This window comes from Pseudomonas citrullilanati, from assembly GCF_030580855.1.
Taxonomy (GTDB): Bacteria; Pseudomonadota; Gammaproteobacteria; order Pseudomonadales; family Pseudomonadaceae; genus Aquipseudomonas; species Aquipseudomonas citrulli.
The window spans coordinates 85815-99442 of sequence record NZ_JAUQOP010000002.1 but is presented as its reverse complement, the minus strand read 5'-3'; the positions used below and the strand labels follow the sequence as shown (position 1 = coordinate 99442).

Annotated in this window: 10 protein-coding genes and 1 pseudogene; 3 read left to right on the top strand and 8 right to left on the bottom strand. The window is 63.4% G+C overall.

What is annotated here, in order from left to right; all coding sequences use genetic code 11:
• Window positions 1-6: 6 nt before the first annotated feature.
• Both Q6A48_RS25935 and Q6A48_RS01925 read right to left on the bottom strand, forming a co-directional pair.
• Window positions 7-921, bottom strand: a pseudogene (locus Q6A48_RS25935) (Cache 3/Cache 2 fusion domain-containing protein); the annotation flags it as partial.
• Between the two features lie 346 nt (window positions 922-1267).
• Complete coding sequence (locus Q6A48_RS01925; protein ID WP_304551552.1) at window positions 1268-2188, bottom strand: LysR substrate-binding domain-containing protein; 921 nt, start codon at window positions 2186-2188, stop codon at window positions 1268-1270.
• A gap of 149 nt (window positions 2189-2337) precedes the next feature.
• Here Q6A48_RS01925 and Q6A48_RS01920 point away from each other — a divergent pair, with 149 nt between their 5' ends.
• Entirely contained in the window at window positions 2338-3738 is a 1401-nt protein-coding gene (locus Q6A48_RS01920; RefSeq protein ID WP_304551551.1) for a NorM family multidrug efflux MATE transporter, read from the top strand.
• Between the two features lie 109 nt (window positions 3739-3847).
• Here Q6A48_RS01920 and Q6A48_RS01915 read toward each other — a convergent pair whose 3' ends face one another.
• A complete protein-coding gene (locus tag Q6A48_RS01915; RefSeq protein ID WP_304551550.1) occupies window positions 3848-5518 on the bottom strand; it encodes a putative bifunctional diguanylate cyclase/phosphodiesterase in 1671 nt (556 codons plus the stop codon).
• 275 nt (window positions 5519-5793) lie between these two features.
• On the opposite strand from Q6A48_RS01915, the gene rep reads away from it, so the two are divergent.
• Complete coding sequence (gene rep, locus Q6A48_RS01910) at window positions 5794-7803, top strand: DNA helicase Rep (RefSeq protein WP_304551549.1); 2010 nt, start codon at window positions 5794-5796, stop codon at window positions 7801-7803.
• A gap of 55 nt (window positions 7804-7858) precedes the next feature.
• Entirely contained in the window at window positions 7859-8431 is a 573-nt protein-coding gene (locus tag Q6A48_RS01905) for a xanthine phosphoribosyltransferase (RefSeq protein WP_122567547.1), read from the top strand.
• A 210-nt stretch (window positions 8432-8641) separates the two neighbouring features.
• Here the strand turns inward: Q6A48_RS01905 and Q6A48_RS01900 are convergent, their stop codons facing one another.
• The 5 genes from Q6A48_RS01900 to alr form a co-directional block, all read right to left on the bottom strand.
• A complete protein-coding gene (locus tag Q6A48_RS01900; RefSeq protein WP_304551878.1) occupies window positions 8642-8881 on the bottom strand; it encodes a hypothetical protein in 240 nt (79 codons plus the stop codon).
• Window positions 8882-9154: 273 nt separating this feature from the next.
• Window positions 9155-11089 carry an acetyl-CoA hydrolase/transferase C-terminal domain-containing protein gene (locus Q6A48_RS01895; RefSeq protein ID WP_304551548.1) on the bottom strand — a complete coding sequence of 645 codons (1935 nt, stop codon included), beginning with the start codon at window positions 11087-11089 and terminating at the stop codon, window positions 9155-9157.
• Between the two features lie 139 nt (window positions 11090-11228).
• Window positions 11229-11642, bottom strand: a complete 414-nt coding sequence (locus Q6A48_RS01890; RefSeq protein ID WP_304551868.1) for a c-type cytochrome — start codon at window positions 11640-11642, stop codon at window positions 11229-11231.
• Between the two features lie 183 nt (window positions 11643-11825).
• Complete coding sequence (locus Q6A48_RS01885) at window positions 11826-12374, bottom strand: cupin domain-containing protein (RefSeq protein ID WP_106575843.1); 549 nt, start codon at window positions 12372-12374, stop codon at window positions 11826-11828.
• A gap of 128 nt (window positions 12375-12502) precedes the next feature.
• Window positions 12503-13576: an alanine racemase gene (alr, locus tag Q6A48_RS01880; RefSeq protein ID WP_304551545.1), complete on the bottom strand. Its 1074-nt coding sequence runs from the start codon at window positions 13574-13576 to the stop codon at window positions 12503-12505.
• Window positions 13577-13628 lie beyond the last annotated feature (52 nt).

Genomic DNA, 13628 nt, shown 5'->3' with positions numbered 1-13628 from the left:
ATGGCTCGACACGTTCAGGCGCACGCTCAGGTCGCCAGCACCCAGGGCTTCGGCCTGGCGCACCAGGTCACCCAGGGGCGCCAGCTTGCTGCGCAGCAGCCACATCGCCGCGCCAACCGCCAGCAACATCGCCAGCAGGCTGCCGATGGCCAGTTGCGTACCGACGCTCCAGGTCACCTCGCGAATCTCGGCTTTCGGCATGCTCGCCACCACCGCCCACGGCCCGCCCTCGAACGGCACCGCGACGCTGTAGAAGTCTTCGGCGGTGTCGCTCCAGAACACACCCTTGCCCGGCGTTTTCACCAAGCCCACGGCGGTCGTCACGGCGGAATCGAGCGCCTGGACGCCCGCCGGTGGCACCAGCCATTTGTTTTGCTCATCCAGCAGGGCCAGCGAGCCGGTCTTGCCGATGCGGAAACGCCCGAGGTTGTCGAACTGCGCGTTCTGCGCGTCGGTGTAGTCGAAACCCACGTACAGCGCGGCGATGATCTTGCCGCTGCTGTCACGCACCGGGCTGTACTGGGTCATGTAGTAGCGGCCGAACAGCAGGACGCGGCCGATATAGCTTTGCCCACTCATCAAGCGAGCGTAGGCCGGGCTGGCATGGTCGAGCACGGTACCAATGGCCCGCGAACCGTCCTGCTTGGCCACCGAGGTGCTGACGCGGATGAAGTCATCGCCGCTGCGCACGAATATCGTCGCGGTGCCGGCGGTCATCTGCTTGAACTCGTCGACTTCCTTGAAGTTGTTGTTCAGCATTTCGCCGCCCAGGCTCAAGCCCGGCGTCTGCACGCCTGCCACAGCCACCGGTTGGTCCGGGTGCACGTTCAAGCCCGCGCTGAAGCGCTTTTCGAACAGGCCGGCCAAACGCTGCGTGCTCTCGCGCAACGTACCGTGGAACGTATTGAGCTGGTCGGCCATCAGGCGCGCTTCACTGGCCAGGTGTTCTTCACGGGTGGCAAGGTTGGCGCTGTCGAGCGAGCGCAAGGCGAAGACGGTACTGCCGGAGATCACGATCGCCAGTATCACGGCGAGGGCGAGGCCTAGCTGTGAGGCGATCCGGGCATGGGGTTGGGACATGACGGCTCCTGGCCGAGACACTGGATCATCCTGATCAAGTCGCACGCTCGGCATTTATTCGAGAAATAAGGTAGGTGTTTGCCCTTTCTGAACGAGGGTTCCATGTCACGGATTCGGCAGCGCCACCGAATACTTGAGCGGCATGGAAGGAATAATGCCAAGTAGCTATTACTTGGCGTGCATCGTTTCAGCCGAGCCGCTCCACCGCAGGCAATTGCATGGCCTTGACCTCGCCCTGGAGAAAGTCACTGAGCCGGCGCAAACGTTCACCTCCCGGACGGGTTTTCGGCCACACCAGGTAATAGTGCTCGCCGCTGGCGACGGCGGTCGGCCAGGGCAGGCTCAAGCGCCCCTGGGCGACATCCTCGGCCACCATCAGCAGGTCGCCCATGGAGACACCGTACCCGCGCGCCGCGGCAATCATGCCCAGCTCCAGGGTGTCGAACACTTGTCCGCCCTTGAGCGACACCTTGTCGGACAACCCCATGCGCTCCAGCCAACTGCGCCAGTCGCGGCGGTCCGGCGTGGGGTGCAGCAGTTCGGCGTTGGCCAGGCGCTGCACATCCCAGGGCTGATCGTTCAGCAGGTTCGGCGCGCCTACCGGAATCAGTTCCTCGGGAAACAACAAGCTGGCCTCCCAATCCCCGGGGAAATGCCCGTTGCCCAACAACACCGCGCAATCGAACGGCTCGGTGTTGAAGTCCACCGAATCGATGTCCATCCAGGCGCTGGTCAGTTGCACCTCATTGCCGGGCTGCAAATGCCGGAAGCGACTCAAGCGCGCCAACAACCAGCGCATGGTCAGGGTCGAAGGCGCCTTCATCCGCAGGATGCCATCTTCGCCGTGCAAGGTATGGCAAGCCCGCTCCAAGGCCATGAAGCCATCGCGCACGCCCGGCAACAGCAGTCGCGCCGCTTCGGTCAGTTGCAGGTTGCGCCCGCTGCGATGAAACAACCGACAGGCGAAATGCTCTTCCAGCGTACGAATATGCCGGCTGACCGCACTCTGGGTAATCGACAGTTCTTCGGCGGCCCGGGTGAACGAGCTGTACCGCGCCGCCGCTTCGAATGCCCGTAGTGCATAAAGAGGGGGAAGACGACGAGACAAGGGAAACCTCCTGGGGCGATAGGCAAACCCTAGCAGATCTCCGGCCGCATGAGTTTTAATCATGTCAGCGATCGTTTTTATCCTTTTGTGCCGACCGCCGTGAACGCCGAGAATCGTCGCTCTACTGCCTCATTCGAACAAGGAGCGTGATGATCATGCGGCATCCAGTGCGTACCGAACTCGGGGCCATCCTGCGGTTGGCCGGGCCGCTGATTGCCTCGCAGTTGGCGCACATGCTGATGGTGCTCACCGACACCGTGATGATGGCGCGCCTGAGCCCTGAAGCCCTGGCGGGTGGCGGCCTCGGGGCGGCCAGTTATTCGTTCGTGTCGATTTTCTGCATTGGCGTGATCGCAGCGGTGGGGACATTGGTGGCGATCCGCCAAGGCGCGGGCGACATCGAGGGCGCCACCCGCCTGACCCAGGCCGGGCTGTGGCTGGCCTGGCTGATGGCCCTGGTGGCGGGCTTGTTGCTGTGGAACCTCAAGCCGGTGTTGCTGCTGTTCGGCCAGACTGAAACCAACGTGGCGTCCGCCGGCCAGTTCCTGCTGGCGCTGCCGTTCGCCCTGCCCGGCTACCTGAGTTTCATGACCTTGCGCGGTTTCACCAGCGCCATTGGCCGGGCCACGCCGGTCATGGTGATCAGCCTGGGCGGCACGGTGGCCAATTTCCTGCTCAACTATGCCCTCATCACCGGCCTGTTCGGCTTGCCGAAACTGGGCCTGATGGGCATCGGCCTGGTCACGGCGATCGTCGCCAACGGCATGGCCCTGGTATTGGCCTGGCACATCCATCGGCACCCGGCCTATCGCGCCTACCCCCTGCTGGAAGGCCTGTCGCGCCCCAACCGTCATTACCTCAAGGAACTGTGGCGCCTGGGCCTGCCGATCGGCGGCACCTACGCCGTGGAAGTCGGGCTTTTCGCGTTCGCCGCGCTGTGCATGGGTACCATGGGCAGCACGCCGCTGGCCGCCCACCAGATCGCCCTGCAGATCGTCTCGGTGGCGTTCATGGTCCCGGCGGGGATGTCCTACGCGATCACCATGCGTATCGGCCAGCACTACGGCGCCGGGCAGTTGCCCATGGCGCGCCTGGCCGGGCGAGTCGGAATCGGCTTCGGCGCAGCGGTGATGCTGGCGTTCGCCATGGTGTTCTGGCTGCTGCCCAACGCCTTGATCGGCCTGTTCCTGGACCACAACGACCCGGCGTTCGCCGAGGTGATCAACCTGGCGGTGAGCCTGCTGGCCGTGGCGGCGTGGTTCGAGTTGTTCGACGGCACGCAAACCATCGCCATGGGCTGCATTCGCGGGCTCAAGGATGCCAAGACGACCTTCCTGGTCGGCCTGGGCTGCTATTGGCTGATCGGCGCGCCGGCGGCGTGGTGGATGGCCTTCCACCTGCACTGGGGTGCGACCGGTGTCTGGTGGGGCCTGGCACTCGGCCTGGCCTGTGCGGCCGTGAGCCTGACGCTGGCGTTCGAGTGGAAGATGGAGCGGATGATCAAGCGCGAGCCCGGGCAGGGGCGTTTCGAGGTCGTTCAGACTGAATGAGCTTCCCTTGTTGGAGCGAGCCTGCTCGCAAAGGCGATGAGTCAGTCGATGTGTTGCTGGCTGACACACCGCTTTCGCGAGCAAGCCCGCTCCCACACATGGATTTGTGTCAGCTGATTTCCAGTGTGGACCGCTGATCACCTTCGAACGTCAGGTAGTCAACCAGCTCGGGCAGCGGCAACGGCTTGCTGATCAGGAAGCCCTGCACCTGATCGCAGCCAAAGCCCCGGAGCAAATCCAGTTGTTCGCGGGTTTCCACCCCTTCGGCCACCACTTCGAGCTTGAGGTTGTGGGCCAGGTTGATCATGGCGTGGACCAGCTTGCGGTTCTCCTCGCGTTGCTCCATCCCGCCGACGAAACTCTTGTCGATCTTGAGCAAGGCGATGGGCAGGCTGTTGAGGTGCACGAACGAGGAAAAACCGGTGCCGAAGTCGTCCAGGGAGAAGCGCACCCCCAACCGCCCCAGGGCATCCATGGTCTGCTTGACCAGTTCGCTGCGACGCATCACGGCGGTTTCGGTCAGTTCGAATTCCAGCCATTGGGCCTCGACACCCCGTTCGGCGATCAACCGGCTCAGGGTCGGCAGCAACTGGCTGTCCTGGAACTGCCGGAAGGACAGGTTGACCGCCATGTGCAACGGCGCCAGCCCGCGCTCGCGCAGCGCCTGCATATCCCGCAATGCCCGGGAGATCACCCAATAGCCCAGTGGCACGATCAGGCCGCTCTGCTCGGCCAGCGGCACGAACTCGCTCGGCGGCAGCAGGCCACGTTCGCCGTGGCGCCAGCGCACCAGGGCCTCGAGACCGACGATGGTGCCGTCCTCCAGGTTCAGCCGGGGTTGGTAATGCAATTCCAGCTCGTCGCGACGCAATGCCCGGCGCAATTCGCTTTCCAGGTCGGCCAGGCTGCGGGCATTGCGGTTGATTCGCTCGTTGAAGATATGAAAGGTGCAGCCCTGGGTACTCTTGGCCTGCTGCATGGCGATGTGGGCGTGCCACATCAGCGGGTCGGCGCCAGCCTGGGCCCGGGCGTGGGCGATGCCCAGGCTGCAGCCGATCAGCAGGCTTTCACCGTCCACCCAATACGGTTCGGCCATGGCTTCGGTGATGCGCTCGGCCATCCACTCGGCCCGCTGCGGCGCGCGACGGGTGTCGATCAGCAGGGCGAATTCGTCGCTACCCAACCGCGCCAGCCGGTCACCGGCTTCGAGCGCGCCCTTGAGCCGCGACACCACCTGCAGGATCAAGCGGTCGCCGGCCTGGTGGCCGAGGGCGTCGTTGGCGTGGCGAAAGTTGTCCAGGTCCAGGTGCCCGAGGGCCAGGCCACGCCCGTCGTTCTCGGCCAGGCGCGCCGCCAGCAGGGTCTGGAACCCCTGGCGGTTGGCGATGCCGGTCAACGGATCCTGCTCGGCGAGGCGTTGCAGGGTATTTTCCAACACCCCGCGCTCACGCACGTGGCGCAGGCAACGGCGCAGGGTCGCGGTGTCGAGGGCATCGAGCACCAGCCAGTCACTGACGCCGTCGGGGGTGGTCGCGGGCTCATGCTCGAGCAGCAGGACGGTCGGCAGGCGGCAACGACCCGGCGCCGGCTGCAACGGGGCAATCGTCAACAGCACGGCGTTGCGGTTGTCTTCGAACAGGCTGCTGACGGACTCCCAGCTCGGTGCGCTGATCAAGACGACCGAGGGCCCCAGGGGTGCCAGGCACTCGCGCAAGACCGCTGACCACTCAGGCGTTTCGGCCAATAACAGCAAACGCAAGGGTTCGACAGGCGTTGACAAGCTGACTCCCTAGACTCTGCAAGGTGGTTGGCGCGGGGCATTATGACCTGCCAACGGGCAATGACCAATGCTACGGGTTCTCAATGACGCGCCTTTCGTAGAATTTCTTCTACGCGAAGGCGAACGTTAGACGCAAATTCGCCCCATATCCTGCGTGAAAGTGGCAAAAGCGGCAAATGACAATGCTCAGTGCGTCACAAGTCGGACAGAGCAGCACAATTCTCCGAGCCTGTTAAAATGCCGGCCCATTTTGCAAACGACTCCCTGACCCTGTCATGTCCCGACTCAACCCCCGGCAGCAAGAAGCCGTGAACTACGTCGGCGGCCCTCTTTTGGTGCTCGCCGGTGCAGGCTCCGGCAAGACCAGCGTGATCACCCGCAAGATCGCCCACCTGATCCAGAACTGTGGCATCCGCGCCCAGTACATCGTCGCCATGACTTTCACCAACAAGGCCGCCCGGGAAATGAAGGAGCGGGTCGGCACCCTGCTGCGCGCCGGCGAAGGCCGTGGCCTGACGGTCTGCACGTTCCACAACCTGGGCCTGAACATCATCCGCAAGGAACACGCGCGGCTGGGCTACAAGCCGGGCTTCTCGATCTTCGACGAGACCGACGTCAAGGCCCTGATGACCGACATCATGCAGAAGGAATACTCGGGCGACGACGGCGTCGACGAGATCAAGAACATGATCGGCGGCTGGAAGAACGACCTGGTGTTGCCGCCCGAGGCCCTGGAAAACGCCCGCAACCCCAAGGAACAGACCGCCGCCATCGTCTACGCCCACTACCAGCGCACGCTCAAGGCATTCAACGCGGTGGACTTCGACGATCTGATCCTGCTGCCGGTCAAGCTGTTCCAGGACCACGCCGACATCCTCGAGAAATGGCAGAACAAGGTCCGCTACCTGCTGGTGGACGAGTACCAGGACACCAACGCCAGCCAGTACCTGCTGGTGAAGCTGCTGATCGGCAAGCGCAACCAGTTCACCGTGGTGGGCGACGATGACCAGTCGATCTATGCCTGGCGCGGCGCCCGCCCGGAAAACCTGATGCTGCTCAAGGAGGACTACCCGTCGCTCAAGGTGGTGATGCTGGAGCAGAACTACCGTTCCACCAGCCGCATCCTGCGCTGCGCCAACGTGCTGATTTCCAACAACCCCCACGCGTTCGAAAAACAACTGTGGAGCGAGATGGGCCACGGTGACGAAATCCGCGTGATCCGTTGCCGCAACGAAGACGCCGAGGCCGAGCGCGTGGCCATGGAGATCCTCAGCCTGCACCTGCGCACCGACCGGCCGTACAGCGACTTCGCGATCCTCTATCGCGGCAACTACCAGGCCAAGCTGATCGAGCTGAAGCTGCAGCACCACCAGATCCCGTATCGCCTGTCGGGGGGCAACAGCTTCTTCGGCCGCCAGGAGGTGAAGGACCTGATGGCCTACTTCCGCCTGATCGTGAACCCGGACGACGACAACGCCTTCCTGCGGGTGATCAACGTGCCACGCCGGGAAATCGGTTCGACCACCCTGGAGAAACTCGGCAACTACGCCACCGAGCGCAAGATCTCGATGTACGCCGCCACGGACGAGATCGGCCTGGGCGAGCACCTGGACAGCCGTTTCACCGATCGCCTGGCGCGCTTCAAGCGCTTCATGGACAAGGTCCGCGAACAGTGCGCCGGCGAAGACCCGATCTCGGCGCTGCGCAGCATGGTCATGGACATCGACTACGAGAACTGGCTGCGCACCAACAGCTCCAGCGACAAGGCCGCCGACTACCGCATGAGCAACGTCTGGTTCCTGATCGAGGCGCTGAAGAACACCCTGGAAAAGGACGAGGACGGCGACATGACCGTCGAGGACGCCATCGGCAAACTCGTGCTGCGGGACATGCTCGAACGCCAGCAGGAAGAGGAAGAAGGCGCCGAAGGCGTGCAGATGATGACCCTGCATGCGTCCAAGGGGCTGGAATTCCCCTACGTGTTCATCATGGGCATGGAAGAAGAGATCCTGCCCCACCGCTCCAGCATCGAAGCCGACACCATCGAAGAAGAACGGCGCCTGGCCTACGTCGGCATCACCCGTGCCCGCCAGACCCTGGCCTTCACCTTCGCCGCCAAGCGCAAGCAATATGGCGAAGTCATCGACTGCGCGCCAAGCCGCTTCCTCGATGAGCTGCCGCCGGACGACCTGGCCTGGGAAGGCAACGACGACACGCCGACGGAAGTCAAAGTAGTGCGTGGCAACAGTGCCCTGGCCGATATACGTGCGATGTTGAAGCGTTAGAATCGACTACTTTTTACTGACCCCAGGCGCCGACGGCGCCACCAGAGGAGGCTTCATGGAAGCCCTGCACCAGAAAATCCGCGAGCAAGGCATCGTGCTGTCCGACCAGGTCCTGAAAGTCGATGCGTTCCTGAACCACCAGATCGACCCGCAGTTGATGAAACTGATCGGCGACGAGTTCGCGGCGCTGTTCAAGGATTCGGGCATCACCAAGATCGTCACCATCGAGGCCTCGGGCATTGCCCCGGCGATCATGACCGGCCTGAACCTTGGCGTGCCGGTGATCTTCGCCCGCAAGCAGCAATCCCTGACCCTGACGGAAAACCTGCTGTCGGCCACCGTGTATTCGTTCACCAAGAAGACCGAAAGCACCGTTGCCATCAGCCCCCGTCACCTGACCAGCAGCGACCGGGTGCTGATCATCGATGACTTCCTGGCCAACGGCAAAGCGTCCCAGGCACTGATCTCCATCATCAAGCAGGCCGGCGCCACGGTGGCCGGGCTGGGGATCGTGATCGAGAAGTCCTTCCAGGGCGGCCGCGCGGAACTGGATGCCCAGGGGTATCGCGTCGAATCCCTCGCCCGGGTGAAATCGTTGGCCGACGGGGTCGTGACCTTCATCGACTGACCCCAGATGCCTGTGGTCATGCTATCCACTTGAGAAAGTAGATGAACCTGTGGGAGCGAGCTTGCTCGCGATAGCGGTGTACCTGTTACATAAGTAGGTCTGACAGGTCGCTATCGCGAGCAAGCTCGCTCCCACAGTGGTTCGGTGGTGAGCGCGAACTTCGCGTCCCATTCGCCCGGTGGGAGCGAGCTTGCTCGCGATAGCAATGTGTCAAGCGACTTTGATGCAAGCTGTACCGACGCCTTCGCGAGCAAGCCCGCTCCCACAATGGATGATGTACACCAGCAAAAGCCAGCCACCCCAAACGCCACCTTGCTTTTGCTTTGCTTTGCTTTGCTTTGGCTTTGCTTTGTTTTTGATCTTCAGCGCCCCATCAACCACGCTGGCCGAACGCCGGCGTTGCGTAGTGGGCATCCCGGCATGGATGCCGGGATAGCCGCGCTGGGCCATGGATGGCCCTTCGCGGCGGGCCCACGGAGCAATGCCGGCGTTCGGGAACACCGAGCCGCAGGCGAGGTGCCGAGTGGTGGGGCGAAGACCTTTTGGTTACTTTTGGGGCGTTTGCCAAAAGTGACCCGCCGTAAGGGCGGAACCGCCAGCCGCCGCCCCACAATAATGGATATGTCCCCAATCCAAAACTGCCATCGCGAGCAAGCTCGCTCCCACAGAGAACCAGGTACCACTGCAAGAATGCGGTCGCTGTCAGGCTCGCACACAGGGGTCCTAGGTGGATCGCTCGGGCGCAGTGGCCTTGAGCCCCGCCAGCAACAACCGCTGGTACAGATCCTCCTTCAGCCCGTCAGTGTCGGCCAATTGCATCCGCTCCAGGTGCTCGGCGAACGCCGAAGGCTCCGGTGCGTCCAGCGCCGCCTTGCCCAGTTCCAGCATCTCGCTGAGCTTGAATTTGCTCTTGAGCCAGTTCAGCGCGCGCAACAGGTCCCGCTCGATGGGGTCGAAGTCGCAGCCCAGCGGGTATTCGGGGAACAGGTTCGGGTGGCGCGCCTGGATCGCCTGCAAACGCTCCGACGTGTTGTCGGCAAACCGTGGGTCGAGGCGAAAGTCCTTCGGCAATTTACCGGCGTTCTGGGCTTGTTCGATCAGGCCCGGCTGGAAGCGTGAATCACTGATATTCAGCAGGGCCTCGATCACCGCCGCATCGGTCTTGCCGCGCAGGTCGGCGATGCCGTACTCGGTCACCACGATGTCCCGCAGGTGCCGGGGAATCGTGCAATGGCCGTACTCCCAGACGATGTTCGAGCTGATCTCCCCGCCCGCCTCGCGCCAGCTGCGCAACAGCAGGACCGAACGCGCGCCCTCCAGTGCATGGCCCTGGGCGACGAAGTTGTACTGCCCGCCCACACCGCTGAGCACCCGCCCGTCCTCCAACTGATCGGCCACCCCGGCGCCCAGCAGGGTCATGGTGAAGACCGTGTTGATGAAGCGTGCGTCGAGTCGCTGCAGGCGCTTGAGCGGTTCCTGGCCGTACAACTCGTTGATGTAGCTGATGCGGGTCATGTTGAATTCGAGGCGCCGGGCCTGGGGCAACTCATGCAGGCGCTCATAGAAACTGCGCGGGCCGAGGAAGAAACCGCCGTGTATGCAGACGCCATCGGGTTGCGCGGCTTCATCGAGGGTGCCGGCGTTGGCCTGTTCCTGGGTGGCTTCGTCCGGGTAGACCTTGCGCCGGATGATCCCGGCCTCCGCCAGCACCAGCAAGCCATTGACGAACATCTCGCTGCAGCCGTACAGGCCTTTGGCGAACGGCTGCACGCCACCCTCGCGCTCGATCAACTGGGCCCACTGGCTGAGGTTCACCTCCGCCAGCAACGCCTGGTAGCCGGCATTGTCGGCCTGGCGCGCCAACAGCGCGGCCGTCAATGCATCGCCCATGGAGCCGATGCCGATCTGCAACGTCCCGCCGTCGCGCACCAGGGTGCTGGCGTGCAGGCCGATCAGGTGATCCTGGAACCCCACTGGCATGTTTGGCGTGGAAAACAGCGTGTGGTTGTCCTTCTCGTCGATCAGCAGGTCGAAACCGTCGATGCCGATTTCCGCGTCGCCCGGCATGTAGGGCAAGTCGCTGTGGACCTGGCCGACCAGCAGGATGGTCTCGCCGGCGGCCCGGCGCTTGGCGATCATGGGCAACAGGTCCAGGGTGATGTCCGGGTTGCAGCTCAGGCTCAGGCGATCCGGGTGTTGCGGATCGCTTGCCACTAGCTGCGCCACCAGGTTCAACCCGGCGGCGTTGATGTCCCGTGCGGCATGGCTGTAGTTGCTGCTGACGTAGTCCTGCTGGGCCGGCGCACTGTTCAACAGGCTGCCGGGCTGCATGAAGAACTGCTCGACGCGGATATTGGCCGGCAGGCTGCCCTGTTGCAGGTCCGTGAGGTAATCCAGCTCCGGGTAGTCGCCGAAGACCCGCTCGATGAAGGGCTCGAGGAAGCGCTTCTGCAACCCGTCGCCCAGGTTAGGTCGCCCCAGGCTCAGGGCCGTGTAGATCGTCAGCTGGCGCTCGGGCAGTTGGGCGATGCGCCGGTACAACGCGTTGGCAAACAGGTTGGGCTTGCCCAGCCCCAGCGGCATGCCGAGGTGGATATGCGCCGGCAGACGCTCAAGCACGTCCTCCACCGCCTGCTCGATTGAACACAACTGCACCATCCGACCCTCCGGGACCTTCCGTTGAATGTGGGTTGGACCGAGCTTGCCCGCTCTTGGTTGCGCCGAACAGCCCGCAAGGGTTATCTACAGGCACAAAAAAGCCGCTCGCAAGCGGCTTTTTTTGGCAGATGACGGCGAATCAGAGGCCGGACATCTCTTTGATGGCGCCCTTGAGGTCGTCATCGGTGCAATCGGCGCAGGTCCCTTTCGGCGGCATGGAGTTGATGCCGGTGATCGCCTTGGCGAGGATGCCGTCGAGGCCGCCCTGGTGATCGGCGCGCTCTTTCCACGCCGCCTTGTCACCGATTTTCGGCGCGCCCAGCAGGCCGGTACCGTGGCAAGCGTTGCAATGCTTGGCAATCACGTCTTTCGGTGCCTTGGCACCACCACCGCCACCGGCGGCAGTGGCCACTTCCATCCCCTTGCATTCCTGCCCCTGAACGCAGACCTGGCCAACCGGTTCAAGGCGCTTGGCGATTTCGTCGTTGGTCGCCGCTTGGGCGCTGACTGCCCATAGGGCCAATGCGGTTGCTGGTACGGCCAGCATTTTCATAATTAGGTTCACGCGTACACCCTCAATGGTGGCTAGTCACGCCTGCGGCCACGGTTTGCAGGCGGGCGCAAGTATAGCGGTAAGCCCGTCACACTGAAACAACCCTAAAGTCACAAGGGTCTTGTTCGTGGTGACTACTCACCCCGTGGACGCCTGTGCCCCGTGGGCCCGGCGCCTCTTTCCCTAGAAATTGGCCGGCGTGGCTGCGCTGATCAGTCGCGCCGGGACATCGAACGGATTACGAAAACGGTGCGGCTTGGTGCTTTCGAAATAGTAGCTGTCGCCCGCTTCGAGCACGAATGTTTCGAGCCCGACCACCAGCTCCAGCCGCCCTTCCACCAGGATCCCGGTTTCCTCGCCCTCGTGGGTGAGCATTTCTTCACCGGTGTCGGCGCCAGGCGGGTAGATTTCGTTGAGGAAGGCGATCGCCCGGCTCGGGTGCGCCCGGCCCACCAGCTTCATGGTCACGGCGCCGTCGGAGATGTCGATCAGTTCATTGGCTTTGTAGACGACCTGGGTCGGTTTCTCCTGAAGGATCTCTTCGGAAAAAAACTCGACCATGGACATGGGAATCCCGCCAAGGACCTTGCGCAGCGAGCTGATCGAGGGGCTGACGCTGTTCTTCTCGATCATCGAAATAGTGCTGTTGGTGACGCCCGCACGCTTGGCGAGTTCACGCTGGGAAAGGCCTTTGAGTTTACGAATGGATTGCAGTCGTTCACCGACGTCCAATGCTGGAGCCTCCAGGGAATCAGGTTGTGTGGAAAGTGAGCGTTATCATGGCGACAGCGTTCAGTATTTACAACACTTTGACCCGAATCCTGTGCGGTGAAGCGACTTCCGGTAGGGGGCGCCCTGCATCAGTGCCCGGAATAGAGCCGTGGCACGCGTCGCAGGTTGCAGAAAATCTGGTAAGGAATCGTGTCGGCGGCTTTCGCCACGTCGCTGGCGAGCACGTTCCGGCCCCAGAGCTCCACGGTCGAACCAAGGCCGGCATGGGGCACATGGGTCAAGTCGACACACAACATGTCCATCGACACCCGCCCGACCAATTGGCTGCGCTGGCCGGCCACCAGTACCGGCGTACCGGTGGGCGCCTGGCGCGGATAGCCGTCGGCATAGCCCATGGCGACCACGCCGACCCGGGTCGGTTGCGTCGTCACGAAGCGGGCGCCATAGCCCACCGGCTCGCCGGCCGGCAGTTCGCGCACGCTGATGATCTTCGATTCCAGGGTCATCACCGGTTGCAGGCGCGAAGCGACCGCGTTGGGCTCCTCGAAAGGGGTGGCGCCGTAGAGCATGATGCCGGGCCGTACCCAGTCGCTCGGCATCTGCGGCCAACCGAGCACGGCGGGGGAATTGCGCAGGCTGATCTCGGCCGCCAGGCCCTGGCGAGCCGCTTCGAACACCGCCAATTGGTGGGTGCTGGCGGGATCGTGCAGCTCATCGGCCCGGGCGAAATGGCTCATCAGGACAATCTTCGCCACGTTGCCGCTGGCCAGCAGGCGACGATAGCCGGCCTGGTAATCCGCCGGGTGCAAGCCCACCCGGTGCATGCCGGAATCGAGCTTGAGCCAGACCGTGATCGGCTTGCCCAGCCGTGCCTTTTCGAGTGCTTCAAGCTGCCACAGTGAATGGACCACGCACCAGAAATCATGCTCGACGATCAGGGACAGCTCATCAGCCTCGAAAAAGCCCTCCAGCAACAGGATCGGCCCGCGGATGCCGCCGGCGCGCAGTTCCAGGGCCTCCTCGATACACGCCACGGCAAACCCATCCGCCGAGTCCTGCAGCGCCTCGGCGCAGCGCACCGCACCGTGCCCGTAGGCATCGGCCTTGATCACCGCGAGGGCCTTGGCCCCGGTGACTTCGCGAGCCAATTGGTAGTTGTGACGCAGGGCTTGAAGGTCGATCAGGGCACGGGCAGGACGCATGGCGGCAGGCTTCTAGGCGGTCATGAATAAAAAACCGGTGCTGGCCGAGGGT